Raw genomic sequence first — 14566 nt, forward strand, 5'->3', positions numbered from 1 at the left:
ACAAAGGTTGTGAGTGAAAGAACCGGGACAAGGGTTCACTGTCCGTTCGTTTGCCACGACACGTTCACGAGTTGAGATCTGCGCATGTCCCACTCTCACGATCACTCGCACGGTGATCACACGCACCACCACCACGAGGTCGAGCCCGTCGAAGGCAGCTGGCTCGACCCCGAGGACGACCGCCCGTCGTCGGTCGAACGCCGCAAGTTCCTGGCAGGCCTCGGCATCGCGGCCGGCGCCGTCGGTGCGGTCGGCGTCGCGAGCGCTGCCGGCACGGGCACGGCGCACGCGCACGAGCCCGTCAACCCGTGGGGCGGTGGCGACCGCTGGTACGCGGGCGACCACCACATCCACACCCAGTACTCCGACGACGGCCAGTACACGATCGCGCAGCAGGTCAAGAAGGCGCACGAGTTCGGCCTCGACTGGGTCGTGATCACCGACCACGGTGGCCCGGCGCACCAGAAGTTCTCGATCGACCAGGTCACGCCGGACATCGAGAAGGTCCGCCGCGCGCAGCGCGACGTGCTGGTCTACCAGGGCCTCGAGTGGAACATCCCCGGCGCGGAGCACGCCACCGTGTTCCTGCCGCCCGGCAAGAACACCGTCGACATCCTCAAGGCGTTCGAGCTGTCCTACGACGGCCGCGTCGCGAACAACACCGAGCCGCTCGCGCTGGCCGCCCTGCGGTACCTGGAGGCGCAGGTCCTCTCCGGACGGACCGAGATCGCGCTGATGTTCGCGAACCACCCGTCCCGGCGCGGCGTCGACAGCCCGCACGAGCTGCGCGGCTGGCGCGACGCGGCCCCCGGTGTCGCGGTCGGCATGGAGGGCGCTCCCGGCCACCAGGCCGCCGGCATCCCGAAGTCCGCGGGCGGCCCCGGCCGTGCGCGTGGCTACTACGACACGGCCGCCCCCAGCGCCGAGGCGTTCCCCGGCTACCCGCCCGAGTCCTACCGCACGCACGGCGGCTTCGACTGGATGACCGCCAAGGTCGGCGGCATGTGGGACGCGCTGCTCGCCGAGGGCAGGCCGTGGTGGATCACCGCGAACTCCGACGTGCACCAGGTCTTCAACGACACCTTCACCCAGGGCAAGCAGGACTACAACACCACGGGCTCGAAGGGCGCGCCGATCGACTCCGGCGTCAAGCAGACCAACTACGGCGACTTCTTCCCCGGCCAGTACGGCGCGAACATCGTCGGCGCCCGGTCGAAGTCCTATGTGGACATCATGCGCGCCATGCAGGCGGGCAAGCTGCTGACCGTGCACGGCCGCCTGATCGACGGCCTGGAGCTGCGCGTCCGTTCCCGCGACGACCTGCGCGGCGTGACGCTGGGCGGGCGGACGTTCGTGCGCCGCGGCGGCGACGTCGAGGTCACCATCGAGATCGACCGCGCGTCCGGCCCGAACTTCGCGGGCCTCAAGCCGGTGCTCGCCAAGGTCGACCTGATCTCGGGCCCGGTCACCGGTCCGTCGACCGACCGCGACGCGTTCCTCGCGCCGGAGACGGTGGTCACGAAGACGTTCGAGGTGCCGCGGTCGGGCAAGATCCGCTTCAGCCACACGTTCAAGAACGTCGACCGCTCGTTCTACCTGCGGCTGCGGGGCAGCGACGGCAAGCGGCTCACCTCGTCCGGTGACCCGATGATCGACGAGCTGGCGAACTCCGACCCGTGGCAGGACCTCTGGTTCTACGCCAACCCGGTGTTCGTCGACGTGATCTAGTTCCCCCAGGTCCACTCAGGACTAGGTTGGGCTCGTGTCCATGAAGCGCGAGCCCGACCGCCTGGTCCTCTTCACCGACGCCGTGGTCGCCATCGCGATCACGCTGCTGGTGCTGCCGCTGGTGGAGATCACCGCCGAGCCGGGCGAGGGGCCTCCGATCGAGCTGGTCTCCCACCACTGGCCGCAGATCTTCAGCTTCCTGCTGAGCTTCGCGGTGATCGCGCAGCTGTGGTTCACCCACCACCGGCTGTTCGAGAACGTCCGCGAGTACACGACGCCGCTCATGGTGCTGAACATGGCCTGGGTGCTGACGATCGTCGTGCTGCCGTTCCCGACGGAGCTGGTCGGCACCTACCCCGACGACCTGTTCGTGAAGCTGTTCTACGTCGGCACGGTCCTCGCGAGCAGCGTGCTGCTGACCGCGATGACGTTGCTGGTGCACGGCGATCTGCGGGTCGGGCGGGACGTCGCGGGGTTGTCGCGGCCGATGGTGCTGAGGGCGGTCCTGCCGGCGGTGCTGTTGCTGCTGGCGTTCGCGCTGGTGCCGTTCATCAGCTACTACAGCATGCTGTTGTTGCTGCTCAGCCCGTTGGCGCAGCGGATCCGATGACCGACAGGAGCTGGAGCTTCTCGTAGCTCTCGGTGCCGGGCGTGGCCGTGTAGACCAGCAGGAAGTGGTGCTGGTCGGGGTCGAGCAACGTCTGGCACTGGAGTTCCAGCGCGCCGATGCCCGGGTGGACGTAGCGCTTGACCTCGCGCGGGCGCAGGCCGATCTCCTGCCGGTCCCACACGATCCGGAACTCCTCGCTGCGGGCGAGCAACAGGTCGGCGTAGTGCTGCGCACGGGAACCGGAGCCGTGCCGGGTGAGGGCTTCGCGCAGGCCTGAGGCGAACATGCGGCCCAGGAAGTCGTGGTCCTCCGGGACGTAGAGCGAGCGGGACGACGGGTCGGCGAACCAGCGGTAGCCGAGGCTGCGCTCCGGGCCGGTGTGGCGCGACGCGTCTCCGGTCAGCGCGACGCCCAGCGGGGTCTGCCGCAGCGTCTCACCCAGTTCGGTGACGATCTCGGCCGGGGTGTCGTGCAGGCGGTCGAAGATCCGGGCGAGGCCTGGGCCGACGTGTTCGCTCAGCACGCCGCGCGGCGGTGGCTGATGGTCCGCCAGCCGGAACAGGTGGTCGCGTTCGTCCAGGGAGAGGTGCAGGCCCTGGGCGATGGCGGCGATCATCTGCGGCGACGGGTGCGGGCCGCGTTCCTGCTCCAGACGCGCGTAGTAGTCGGCGGACATGTTGCAGCGCGCGGCGACCTCCTCGCGGCGCAACCCGCTGGTCCGGCGTCGCGGTCCGCGCGGCAGGCCGATGTCCTCCGGCTGCAACGCCTCCCTGCGGCTGCGCAGGAACGCGGCCAGTCCCGCTCGGTCGATCACGGCGGCACTCCTCTCGTCAGCACAGTTCTAACTCGCGCGCTCGGCCGTAGCCACGGATCGTCAGGTCCTGGATCCGCTGCGGCGGGTCCGGCCACCGTGGAGGACACCACGACGGACAGGGGAGAGCACGATGAACGGGTTGAACGGCAAGCGGGTCGTCATCACCGGCGGCAGCGACGGCGTCGGACTGGGCCTCGCGCGACGGTTCGCGCAGGCCGGGGCCGAGGTCGTCCTGCCGGTCCGCAACCAGCGCAAGGGCGAGGCGGCGCTCGCTTCGGTCCGGGGTGCGGACGTGTCGTTGCGGTCGCTCGACCTGTCGTCGTTGCGCTCGGTCGACGCGCTGGCCACGGCGTTGCTGGACGAGGGCAAGCCGGTGGACGTCCTGGTCTGCAACGCGGGCGTGATGACCCCGCCGGAGCGGCAGACCACAGAGGACGGTTTCGAGCTCCAGTTCGGCACCAACCACCTGGGCCACTTCGCGCTCGTGACGCGGCTGCTGCCGTTGCTCAAGGGAGGCCGGGTGGTCTCGCAGATCAGCATCGCGGCCAACGAGGGCGCGATCAACTGGGACGACCTGAACTGGGAGCGCTCTTACAGCGGCCGCAAGGCGTACAGCCAGTCGAAGATCGCCTTCGGCCTGTTCGGGCTGGAGCTCGCCCGGCGCAGTGCCGCGGCCGGCTGGGGCGTCACGAGCGTCCTGTCGCACCCCGGCGTCGCACCGACCAACCTGCTCGCCGCCCGCCCCGAGATCGGCCGCAGCGGCGACACGCTCGGCGTGCGGTTCATCCGGGTCATGTCCAGGATCGGTGTCCTCGGCACGGTCGAGTCGGCCCAGCTCCCGGCCTGGCTCGCGGCGACGACGCCTGAGCCCGCACCGTTCTACGGCCCGAGCCGCTTCGGTCACCTGAGCGGCCCGGCGGCCGAGCAGAAGCTCTACAGCCGCCTGACCAGCGCCGACGAGGCGCGGCGGGTGTGGGAGGTGTCCGAGGAACTGGTCAGCGGACTCCGTGCGGGCGGAACTGGACGCTGATCCGCGGCCCGACGACCTTCGACGTCTTCGGGATGGCGTGCTCCCAGGTGCGTTGGCACGAGCCGCCCATCACGAGCAGGTCGCCGTGCCCCAACGCGTACTTGTGCGTCTCACCGCCCCCGCGCGGCCGCAGCAGCAGCGCGCGGGGCGTGCCGACGGACAGGATCGCGACCATCGTGTCCTCGGTCTGGCCCCGGCCGATCGTGTCGCCGTGCCACGCGACGCTGTCCCGCCCGTCGCGGTAGTAGCAGAGGCCCGCCGTGGTGAACGGCTCGTTCAGCTCGGCCAGGTAGTGCCTGCTCAGCTGCTCGCGGGCGGTCGTCAGGACGTCGAACGGCAGCGCGCCGTCGTAGAAGCGGAGCAGGCGCGGCACGTCGACCACCGAGTCGTACATCTGGCGGCGTTCGGCCCGCCACGGCACCTCCTCGACCAGCTGGTCGAACACCGCGTCGGCGCCCGACAGCCAGCCCGGCTGCACGTCGATCCACGCGCCGTGGTCCAGCTCGGTGCGGCGCGGGGCGAGCGGGGCCAGTTCCGGCTCCGCTTCCAGGTCGAAGAGGGATCCCTGGCGCATGGACGGCAGCATAATCGAACACGTGTTCTAAAGCATGTCAGGGCTTGAGGACTGCCCACACCGCGTCCGCCACGACCTCGCGCGCCTGCGCCAGGTCGAACACGCCGAGCAGGAACCGGCGCACCGACTCGTGCGCCGGGCCCATCGCCACGGGTTCCAGCGTCCACGGCGGCACGGTCCGCAGTTCGCCTGCCGCCATCCGGTCGAGGAACCAGGCGAGCACCGGCGCGAACTCCGACATCTTGGCCGCCGGGTCCGCGTGGTCGGGTGCGGCGTAGAGGAAGCGGGCGCGGCTCGGGTTCGCCATGACCCAGTCGAGGTAGCTCAACGTCAGGCCGCGCACGCCCTCGGCCGCTGTCGGGGCTTGGAGCGCGGGCAGCATCGCGGCGACGCACCGGCCGTAGCTGTCGGCGTAGAGCTGCGCGAACACGCCCGCCCGGCTGCCGAAGTGGTGGTAGATGCTGCCGTTCGACATGCCGGAGCGCTCGGTCAGGGCCGCGATCGTGACGGCGTCCAGGCCGCCTTCCTCGACGAGCCGCAGCGCCGCGGCGAGGAGAGACTGTCGTCGGTCGGACACGAGGGTTAGAGTACCGCTCTGGAGCGACGCTCTAGACGAAGGTGGAGAGCAATGGCGCTGTCGATTCCCGGCCTGCTGCGCGATCGCGCGGCCCGCACGCCCGACGCCGAGGCGATGCGGTACCGCGGTGAGGGCGGCTGGGTCTCGCTGACCTGGGCCCAGTTGCAGGACCGGGTCGCCGCCGAGGCGTTCGGGCTCGTGGCCGCGGGGCTGCGCAAGGGCGACCGCGTGGCGTTGATGGGCAAGACGAGCATCGAGTGGATCGTCACCGACCTCGCCGTGCTCGCCGCCGGGGGCGCCACCACGACGATCTATCCGAACAGCACGGCCGGCGAGGTCGCGCACATCGTCGGCGACTCCGGCAGCCGGATCGTGGTCGTCGAGACCGACGAGCACGCCGCGTCGATGCCGGACGGCGTCGAGGTGCTGCGGTTCGGGGCGGTGCCGCGCGGCGAGGGCGACTACGCCGCGTTGATCGGCGTGCTCGCGCCGGACGACCTCGCGACGTTGATCTACACCTCCGGCACGACCGGCACGCCCAAGGGTGTCGAACTCACCCACGAGAACTGGCTGACGACGGCGGAAGCCATTGCGTCGCTGGGCATCCTGCGGCCGGACGACCTGCACTTCCTGTGGCTGCCGCTGTCCCACGCGTTCGGCAAGGTGCTCACGATGGCGATGATCGCCGCGGGCGTGCCGACGGCGGTGGACGGCAGCGTCGAGCGGATCGTCGACAACCTGGGCGAACTGCGGCCGTCGATCGTGGCCGCCGCGCCGCGCATCTTCGAGAAGATCCACGGCCGGATCGTCGCCGGGGCGCGGGAGAAGGGCGGCGCCACCGAGAAGATCTTCCGGTGGGCCGACCGCGAGCACGGTCCGGCGACCCGCTGGCTCGCGGATCGCCTGGTGTACCGCAAGTTGCGCGACCGGGTGGGCGGGCGGATCCGCTACTTCGTGTCGGGCTCGGCGCCGCTCGCGCCGGAGATCGCCGAGTTCTTCGAACGCGCCGGCATCACGATCCTGGAGGGCTACGGGCTCACCGAGTCGTCCGCCGCCACGTTCTTCAACCGGCCGGGCATGATCAAGATCGGCACGGTCGGCCCGCCGATCCCCGGCATGGACGTGAAGATCGCGGACGACGGCGAGGTGCTGCTGCACGGCCCCGGTGTCATGCGCGGCTACCACAACCGGCCGGACGCGACGGCCGAGTCGCTGGTCGACGGCTGGCTGCACACCGGTGACATCGGCGAACTCGACGAGGCGGGCCGGTTGAAGATCACCGACCGCAAGAAGGAACTGATCAAGACCTCGGGCGGCAAGTACGTGGCGCCGGCCAGGATCGAGAGCATGATCAACGCGGCGTCGCCGTACATCAGCAACGTGATCGTGCACGGCGACCGGCGCAAGTACTGCGTGGCGCTGGTGACGCTCGACCCCGACACCGCCGCGGGTCTCACCAACGCGGAGGAAGAGGTCGGCACCGCGATCAAGACCGTCAACGCGCAGCTCGCGAGGCACGAGACGATCAAGCGCTTTGCCGTGCTGGAACACGACTTCAGCGTCGAGGACGGGTTGCTGACCGCGTCGCTCAAGCCACGCCGGCGGGAGATCGAGAAGCGGTACAAGGACGTTCTCGACGGTTTGTACTGACGCGGCGAACCGCCCACCGGCGGAAGTGGTGGGCGGTTCGCAACGACGTTCGTCAGCGGCGGCCGCGCGGTTCGTCGTCGCGTTCGACCTCGACGCGTTCCTTGCGGACCTCGCCCTTGACCTCGCGCTGCTCGGTGACGGCGTTCTTCTCGAGCCGGACCCGTTCGGTGGCCTCGGTGCGCTTCTGCACCACCGGTTCCTCGCGGTGCAGCGTGACCTCGGCCTGCTCGTCGGTGAAAGCCTTGCCCGCGTTGCCCTTCGCGGGCTCGCGGACGACCCGGACCTCCTCGTGCGTGACCGGCACCGTGATGTTGCGCTGCTCGGTGACCGTGTGCTTGACGAGCCGGACCCGGCCCGTCTCGACGCTGCGGGTGCCGACGTCGAGCTTCTCCTCGGAGAGCGTGACCTCGGCGCCCTCGTCCCGCACGTCCTTGCCGCGCCCGTCCTTGCCGCGCGTGCCTTCGGCCCGCATCTCGTTGCCGCGCATGGCTTCGCGCCTGCGGTCCTGCCCGCCGTCGATCCGGTCGTGCTCGCCGGTCTTGGCCTGCGGGATCATCCCGTAGTGCCGGTAGAGGGCGTCCTGCTCCTCGTCGGTCATGTGGTCGTCCGAGGTGTGCACGCTGGGCGCGTCCTTCACCTGCTGCTTGGAGACGGGGACGGTGATCCCGCCGCCCGCCACCTCGCCCTGCTGGATCGGGACGAAGCTCTCCTTCATGCCGAACAGTCCGGTGTGGACCTCGGCCCACATCGGCCTGCCGGTGCCGTCCTCCAGCCACACCCGCTTGACCGAACCGATCTTCTCGCCGTGGTTGTCGATCACGTCGCAGTCGTACAGAGCTTCAACGTGCTTCTGGTCGATCATTGCGTCGTCCCTCTCGCGATTGGCTGGTGGCTTGCCATCGCGAGGTACCCGCGGCCCGGCGCCGCACCGCGGGTGACCGCCGACCGGGTGACCGTGCGCGGGCGGCTGTTCAGCCGACCGGGCGACCTTGGGTTTCACCAGGCGACGACTCCCTCGTCGTCGAAGAAGCCGCCGCGCGGGCCGTCGTCGGGCAGGGTGGCGAGCCTGAGCGCGATCGCGGCGCCCTCCTCGGGTGAGCGCTGCGACGCGTGGCCGGTGAAGTCGGTGGCGACGTAGCCGGGGCAGCAGGCGTTCACGACGACGTTCGTGCCCTCGAACGCCCGCGCGTACTGGACGGTGAGGCTGTTGAGCATCGACTTCGACGGCGCGTAGGCGGCCATGATCGGGCCGGTGCGCAGCGCCAGCGACCCCATGTTGCTCGACACGTTCACGATGCGCGGCCGTTCTGCCTTGCGCAGCAACGGAAGCGCCGCGTTCGTGACCCGCACGACCCCGAACACGTTGGTGTCCAACACAGTTCGGACGGCGTCGAGGTCGAGCGTGGTCGGATCCTGGGGCATCGGGCCGCCGATGCCCGCGTTGTTGACCAGCACGTCGAGCCTGGAGAGCGAGGCGGCGGCCGTGGCCACGCTGTCGTCGGACGTGACGTCCAGTGCGACGCCGAACGCGTCGATTCCCTTGGCTTGCAGGCGTGTGACGGCCTCGGCGAGGCGGACGTCGTCGCGCGCGCCTACCGCGACCCGGAAGCCGAGCGCGCCGAGTCCTGCCGCGATGGCGAAGCCGATTCCCTTGTTCGCGCCGGTGACCAGCGCGGTCTTCGTGTCGTTCACGCCTTCCATGCTCGGCTCACGGTCCGGGCGGTGTCCAAGATCGATTCAGTAAGCCCTGATACCCGCCGGGTATTAGCCTCGGTGGCGTGGACGACCTGGAGACCCGCGAGCTGCGCTACTTCGTCGTCCTGGCCGAGGAGTTGCACTTCGGACGGGCGGCGGCACGGCTCGGCATCGCGCAACCGCCGCTCTCGCGGGCGATCAGCCTGCTGGAACGACGGCTGGGCGTGCGACTGCTCGACCGCGACCGCCGCGGCGCCGAACTGACCGACGCCGGGCGGGTGCTGGCGCGGGAGGGCAGGATCGCGCTCGACGCGGTCTCGGCAGCGGCCCGCCGGACGCGCCGCGCAGGCGATCCGGAACGGCCGTTGGTGCTCGTGACGAAGGCCGGTGCGTCGCACGAGTTGCTGCGCGCCCTGCTGGACGAGGTGCGCGTGCCGGTCGAGGTGCTGCTGTGCGAGGTGGGGGAGCAGGCGCACCGGCTGCGCGACGGGCAGGCCGACGTGGCGATCATGCACCGGCCGTACGACGACCTCGCCGGGTTCGAGACCGAGGACGTGCACGTCGAGGGCCAGGTGGCGATCGTGCCCGCCACGCACCCGCTCGCGGCGCGGGAGAGCGTGACGCTGGCCGAGGTCAGCGACGTGCCGGGCCTGCCGATCGCCCGCTGGCCACGCCTCGACGGCACCTACCCCGACGGCCCGGGGCCCGAGGTGCGCACCCAGTCGCAGCTGGCCCAGCTCGTGGCGCTCGGCCTGACCCTGCTCGTCATCCCCGCGTCGAGCCGCGCCTGGCAGTGGCCGGAGCACGTCGCGGTGCCGGTCACCGACGCTCCGGACGTGACGACGGTGCTGGCCTGGCCGCCAGGAGCACCCGCAGGTGAACTGGTCCTGGCGGCCAAGGCACTAGTCGCAGACCGCTCCGCGTGACGCCGAGCCGACGAGCTTGGCGTACTTGGCGAGCACACCCCGTTCGTAGCGCGGAGGAAGCGGGGCCCAGCCGTCCTTGCGGCTGTCCAGGTCGGCGTCCACGTCGAGGGTGCCCTCGGCGACGTTCAGCGTGATCCGGTCGCCGTCGCGCACGAACGCGATGGGTCCGCCGTCGACCGCCTCCGGTGCCACGTGCCCGACGCAGAGTCCCGTGGTGCCACCGGAGAAGCGGCCGTCGGTGAGCAGCAGGACGTCCTTGCCGAGGCCCGCGCCCTTGATCGCGGCGGTGATCGCGAGCATCTCGCGCATGCCCGGCCCGCCCTTCGGCCCCTCGTACCGGATGACCACGACGTCGCCGGCGGTGATCGTGCCGTCCTCCAACGCGTCCATCGCGGCGCGCTCGCGGTCGAACACCCGCGCGGTGCCGGTGAAGACGTCCGAGTCGAAGCCCGCGGACTTGACCACGGCCCCCTCCGGCGCGAGCGAGCCCTTGAGGATCGTGATGCCGCCGGTGTGGTGGATGGGCTTGTCCAACGCCCGCAGCACCAGGCCGTCCGGGTCGGGCGGAGCGATGTCGGCGAGGTTCTCGGCGACCGTGCGGCCGGTGACCGTCAGGCAGTCGCCGTGCAGCAGACCGGCGTCCAGCAACGCCTTCATCACCACGGGCACGCCGCCGATGCGGTCGACGTCGGTCATCACGTGCCGCCCGAACGGTTTCACGTCCGCGAGGTGCGGCACGCGCGCGCCGATGCGGCTGAAGTCGTCGAGGCTCAGTTCGACGCCGGCCTCGTGCGCGATGGCCAGCAGGTGCAGCACGGCGTTGGTCGAACCGCCGAACGCCATGACGACCGCGATGGCGTTCTCGAACGCCTCCCGCGTCATGATCTGCCGCGCGGTGATGCCCTTGCGGAGCATCTCCACCACGGCCTGGCCGGACCTGCGCGCGAACCCGTCACGACGCCGGTCCGTCGCAGGGGGAGCGGCACTGCCCGGCAACGACATGCCGAGCGCCTCGGCCGCGCTGGCCATGGTGTTCGCCGTGTACATGCCGCCGCACGCGCCCTCGCCCGGACAGATCGCGCGTTCGATCAGGTCGACGTCCTCGCGGCTCATGAGACCCCGTGCGCACGCACCGACGGCCTCGAAGGCGTCGATGATCGTGACCTCCTTCTCCGTGCCGTCGCTCAGCGTGACCCGGCCGGGCAGGATCGACCCGGCGTAGAGGAACACGCTGGCGAGGTCGAGCCGAGCCGCCGCCATCAGCATGCCGGGCAACGACTTGTCGCACCCCGCGAGCAACACCGACCCGTCCAGGCGCTCGGCCATCATCACGGTCTCGACGCTGTCCGCGATCACCTCGCGCGACACGAGCGAGAAGTGCATGCCCTCGTGCCCCATGGAGATGCCGTCCGACACCGAGATCGTGCCGAACTCCAGCGGGTACCCGCCCGCCGCGTGCACACCGTCCTTCGACGCCTTCGCGAGGCGGTCCAGCGGCAGGTTGCACGGGGTGATCTCGTTCCACGACGAGGCGACGCCGATCTGCGGCTTCTCCCAGTCCTCGTCACCCATGCCGACGGCCCGGAGCATCCCGCGCGCGGCGGTGCGTTCCAGGCCGTCGGTCACGTCGCGGCTGCGGGGCTTCACGTCCGGTGTATCGGTCATGAACGCACGCTAGTCGTCAGCGGGTGCGCTCTCATCCTGAGACGCGCGGAAGTCGAGCAACGTCGTGCTCCGGTGCCAGGCGAGCGCGATCGGCACGAGCAGCACCGCGTACGCCGTGATCGGCACGGCGACCCAGCCGCCCAGGTGCCGCGCGGCCTTGACGAGCATGAGCCCGATGTACACGAGGTAGATGAGAACGACCCCGCCGTACGCGATGAGCGTCGCGAACTTCTGCGCCTTCGGGGCCGTGTGCACGTTCGTGGCCCGCTCGCTGGCGATGACGCCGATGGTGTCGGGGTCGAGTCCGCCCGCCGCGGTGGCGAGTTCCCGTTCGAGCGCCAGGATGGAGCGGGCGCGCAGGGCGGCCACCGTGAGCAGGTTCGCGTGGAACGCCGCGATGCACAGCAGCGGGAACGGCAGCAGCGCGATGGCCCAGCCGAGCAGGTCGATCTTGTCGTAGAACGCGATGGTGCCGACGAGGTAGGTGACGGCGGCGCCCATGGTGGCGAGGCTGACGGTGAGCGTCGCGCTGCGGTCGGCGCGATCCGCCTGGTAGATCGAGGTGAGCACCTGGAGTCGATCGGCCACTGTTTCCCCCGAGTGTGAACGGCGCTGCGAACCTACCGGTCAGGTTGATCGGTCGGCGCCCGGAGGCCGTTACGCGCGCTGCAACGTGCCTTGTCCCGCAGGCGAAGTCCCAATGACCGGCCGACGAGGGGAGCTGTCGTGCACCGGCCGAGGTGCTTAAGAGCCCGCGTCTGGCGAACTGCGTCGACCTGTCGGTCGTGTTCTCGGGAGCCTGCCTGGACTCCGGCGTGCATGTGTTGATCGTGCTGCTGGAGTCGACGACGGGCGGCCTTCCGGACTCCGATCCGACCCCGACGGCCGGGCGCGTTCCTCCCGATCGACATCACGAGAAGATCGACGAAGCGCGGCGTCTCGTGACCACGGCGCGGGAGTTCCACTCGCGGTGGGGCGGCCGTCGACCGCCCCACCGCGGGCGCGTTACGACGGGTTCGCCGCGTGGGTCAGGGTTTCCCAGGCGATGAACAGGTTGTCGGTCGCGTGTGGACGGTTGGACTCGGTGTAGATCTTGGTGTTGGCCATCGCGATGCCCAGCCGGGTGTTCAGCGCGTTGTAGCTGACCTCCGGCGTCGGGCCGAGTTCGCGGCTCAGCCTGCCGCCGCACAGCCAGGACGGCATCGGCTCGCCGTTCTGGTACTTCGAGTGCAGGCCCCAGGCGTGGCGCATGCGGTCCTTGATCTCGCCCCAGATGTCCTGGCCCTGGATGTGCGCGGTCTCGGCGAGGTGCGAGGCGGCGGACAGGCCGTAGGCGGTGTGGGCGAAGTCGCGGCAGGTCTCCTGGGTGAGGCCGTCGACGAACGTGGACTGGTTGTGCCAGTAGGAGATGATCTCCGCCCTGGTGTCGATGCCGCTGCCCGGCGGCGTCTTCGGCAGGGCGCCGTCGGTGGTCAGGTAGATGAACGCCTGGATGCGCGTCCGGAAGATGCCGATGGCCTTGTCGTAGGCGGCGCGGTCCTCCAGGAAGACGGCGATGCCGATGGACGCCTCCATCATGCTGAGTTCCCAGTTGCCGTTGGTGTTCGCGCGGCCGTTCTGGATCTCCGGCAGGTAGACGGTGCGCAGCATCGTGCCGAACCTGGCGCTGTTGGGCCAGTTCCCGTACACGTGCTTGATGATCTCGGCGGCCTTGGGCCAGCTGCTCGCCGACCAGGCGGTCTGCAGCGGGGCGTTCGAGTTGGTGTGGTCGCGGATGGTGTTGGACCAGGCGTCCATGATCTGGATCGCCTTGTTCGCGTACCGGACGTCGCGGGTGACGTACCAGGCGAGGGACAGGGTGTAGGCGGCGAGGGCGTCTTCGCGTTCGTCGGTGCACCCGTTGTTCGGGTTGCTGACGGGACCGCATTCCACGACCGCGCGCGGCTTCGGCGTGCGGTTCAGGTCGGCGTACTTCGACGCCATCATGCGGTCGTACGCGAGCTTCCACGGCTGGGCGCCCGCCTGGACCTTGGCGCGCACGAAGTCCAGCTGTGGCCGGGACACGACGACTCCCGGGTGGACGAACGTCGCGGGCGCAGCCTGGGCTGAACCCGTGACCGGCACCAGAAGGGATGCCAGCAATGCGATCAGAACCGTGCAGGACCGGGTGACCATGCGGCCAGTGTTAGTGGTCTATACCTTTCTGGTCAATCATCCCGGTCGAAGATTCATGCTGATGAACCGGTTCATCGTTGTGAACGAACAGTTCCGCGCGAATCAGCTCCAGCAGACGCCCCATCCAGTTCCTGCCCTCACCCCAGAACTCCGAGAAGTCGCTGTAGATCAGGCGCGCGGTTCCGGTTTCCTTCAACGTTTCCACGAGTTCGGGGTGTTGCGCGAACTTGAGGCGCAGCAGTTTCGCCATCACGGCCGTGCGTGCCTGCGGTGCGACGGTCGCCTCGACCGCCTTCCACGCCTCGTCGACGCTCGCGTGCGTCTGCCCGTCGACGGTGACGGGGGAGGGGAAGGTGTTGCGCAGCACCAGGATCCCAGGGTCGCTCGGCCAGCCGTTCGGGAACGTCACGAGGTTGATCGGGATGCTCGGCCCGGTGGGCTCCGGCGGGTTGCGCTCCTCGTACTGCCGCACCCGTTCGTCGCGGTCGGCGAAGTAGGCCAGGGCGCGTGCGTGGACCTCGTCGGTGATGGCGTGCTCTTCGCCGCGCAGGACGAACGTGCCACCCGGCCCGAAGGCGAGCGCCTGCAACGGCCAGTCGTGGTGGTCCATGTCGCCGAGGGCGAACTGCCGCTTGTGCTCGGGGATGGCGAGGTAGGCCGTGTGCAGGGCGGCGCGGCCGGTCTCGTCCGGCCGGGCGAGGAATGCGTCGAGTGCCAGGTGGCACCTGGTAGTGGAGTCCCGGTGGTTGAGGCGGTCGATCTCGTCGCGGACGTCGGCGAGGAGCCTTTCGGCGGTTTGCCAGGTGCTCGGCTCGGCGAACGTCCACGACGCCAGGTCGTGCACCCAGGCTGTGCCGCCGTCGGGCAGGTCGGGTGCGTGCGAGGCGATGTCCCTCGCGAACTCGTCGAACGGGACCAAGCGCCAGAAGCCGACCATGCCGTCGGCGTAGATGAAGAGGTCCCGAAGGACGTGGAGGTCGCCCTCGCGGCAGAAGACGTGCTGCCAGGTTCCCTCGATGCGCTCGCCGTCCACGTCCCGCCAGGTGCGGTTCCCTCTCGCCACGGGCGAAGCCTAGCCGCGGTGTTTTCCTCGGGTACAACGAAATTCGAGTTGAGCGCATG

At 70.0% G+C, this 14566-nt stretch carries 14 protein-coding genes; 5 read left to right on the forward strand and 9 right to left on the reverse strand.

All coding sequences use genetic code 11. From position 1 onward, the window contains the following. The first annotated feature begins 84 nt into the window (after positions 1-84). Positions 85-1728 (forward strand): PHP domain-containing protein, encoded by a 1644-nt coding sequence (locus JNUCC0626_RS01620; protein WP_394617822.1) that lies wholly within the window; start codon positions 85-87, stop codon positions 1726-1728. A 40-nt stretch (positions 1729-1768) separates the two neighbouring features. Further along, complete coding sequence (locus JNUCC0626_RS01625; protein WP_394621948.1) at positions 1769-2338, forward strand: TMEM175 family protein; 570 nt, start codon at positions 1769-1771, stop codon at positions 2336-2338. On the opposite strand, the gene JNUCC0626_RS01630 is transcribed toward JNUCC0626_RS01625, so the two are convergent. After that, on the reverse strand, positions 2310-3152 hold the full coding sequence (locus JNUCC0626_RS01630; RefSeq protein ID WP_394617823.1) for a helix-turn-helix transcriptional regulator: 843 nt from the start codon (positions 3150-3152) through the stop codon (positions 2310-2312). The genes JNUCC0626_RS01625 and JNUCC0626_RS01630 overlap by 29 nt on opposite strands. A gap of 76 nt (positions 3153-3228) precedes the next feature. Here JNUCC0626_RS01630 and JNUCC0626_RS01635 point away from each other — a divergent pair, with 76 nt between their 5' ends. Continuing rightward, positions 3229-4182: an SDR family oxidoreductase gene (locus tag JNUCC0626_RS01635; protein ID WP_394621949.1), complete on the forward strand. Its 954-nt coding sequence runs from the start codon at positions 3229-3231 to the stop codon at positions 4180-4182. Here the strand turns inward: JNUCC0626_RS01635 and JNUCC0626_RS01640 are convergent. Further along, positions 4148-4768 (reverse strand): alpha-ketoglutarate-dependent dioxygenase AlkB, encoded by a 621-nt coding sequence (locus JNUCC0626_RS01640; protein WP_394617824.1) that lies wholly within the window; start codon positions 4766-4768, stop codon positions 4148-4150. The two genes, JNUCC0626_RS01635 and JNUCC0626_RS01640, sit on opposite strands and share 35 nt — an antisense overlap. A 25-nt stretch (positions 4769-4793) precedes the next feature. Further along, positions 4794-5333: a TetR/AcrR family transcriptional regulator gene (locus tag JNUCC0626_RS01645; RefSeq protein ID WP_394617825.1), complete on the reverse strand. Its 540-nt coding sequence runs from the start codon at positions 5331-5333 to the stop codon at positions 4794-4796. A gap of 51 nt (positions 5334-5384) precedes the next feature. Between JNUCC0626_RS01645 and JNUCC0626_RS01650 the strand changes: the two genes are divergently transcribed. After that, entirely contained in the window at positions 5385-6983 is a 1599-nt protein-coding gene (locus tag JNUCC0626_RS01650; RefSeq protein ID WP_394617826.1) for an AMP-dependent synthetase/ligase, read from the forward strand. A 52-nt stretch (positions 6984-7035) separates the two neighbouring features. Here JNUCC0626_RS01650 and JNUCC0626_RS01655 read toward each other — a convergent pair whose 3' ends face one another. After that, entirely contained in the window at positions 7036-7845 is an 810-nt protein-coding gene (locus JNUCC0626_RS01655) for a DUF2382 domain-containing protein (RefSeq protein ID WP_394617827.1), read from the reverse strand. A gap of 134 nt (positions 7846-7979) precedes the next feature. Then, positions 7980-8684, reverse strand: a complete 705-nt coding sequence (locus JNUCC0626_RS01660) for an SDR family oxidoreductase (RefSeq protein ID WP_394617828.1) — start codon at positions 8682-8684, stop codon at positions 7980-7982. 77 nt (positions 8685-8761) lie between these two features. On the opposite strand from JNUCC0626_RS01660, the gene JNUCC0626_RS01665 reads away from it, so the two are divergent. Further along, positions 8762-9604 carry a LysR family transcriptional regulator gene (locus JNUCC0626_RS01665; RefSeq protein ID WP_394617829.1) on the forward strand — a complete coding sequence of 281 codons (843 nt, stop codon included), beginning with the start codon at positions 8762-8764 and terminating at the stop codon, positions 9602-9604. On the opposite strand, the gene ilvD is transcribed toward JNUCC0626_RS01665, so the two are convergent. The 4 genes from ilvD to JNUCC0626_RS01685 all read right to left on the reverse strand — a co-directional run bounded on the left by ilvD (position 9581) and on the right by JNUCC0626_RS01685 (position 14507). After that, on the reverse strand, positions 9581-11269 hold the full coding sequence (gene ilvD, locus JNUCC0626_RS01670) for a dihydroxy-acid dehydratase (protein WP_394617830.1): 1689 nt from the start codon (positions 11267-11269) through the stop codon (positions 9581-9583). The two genes, JNUCC0626_RS01665 and ilvD, sit on opposite strands and share 24 nt — an antisense overlap. A 9-nt stretch (positions 11270-11278) precedes the next feature. Continuing rightward, on the reverse strand, positions 11279-11857 hold the full coding sequence (locus JNUCC0626_RS01675) for a hypothetical protein (protein ID WP_394617831.1): 579 nt from the start codon (positions 11855-11857) through the stop codon (positions 11279-11281). A 417-nt stretch (positions 11858-12274) separates the two neighbouring features. Then, positions 12275-13444: an alginate lyase family protein gene (locus JNUCC0626_RS01680; protein ID WP_394617832.1), complete on the reverse strand. Its 1170-nt coding sequence runs from the start codon at positions 13442-13444 to the stop codon at positions 12275-12277. A gap of 10 nt (positions 13445-13454) precedes the next feature. Continuing rightward, positions 13455-14507 carry an NADAR family protein gene (locus JNUCC0626_RS01685; RefSeq protein ID WP_394617833.1) on the reverse strand — a complete coding sequence of 351 codons (1053 nt, stop codon included), beginning with the start codon at positions 14505-14507 and terminating at the stop codon, positions 13455-13457. Positions 14508-14566 lie beyond the last annotated feature (59 nt).

Source organism: Lentzea sp. JNUCC 0626 (assembly GCF_043632865.1).
Taxonomy (GTDB): Bacteria; Actinomycetota; Actinomycetes; order Mycobacteriales; family Pseudonocardiaceae; genus Lentzea.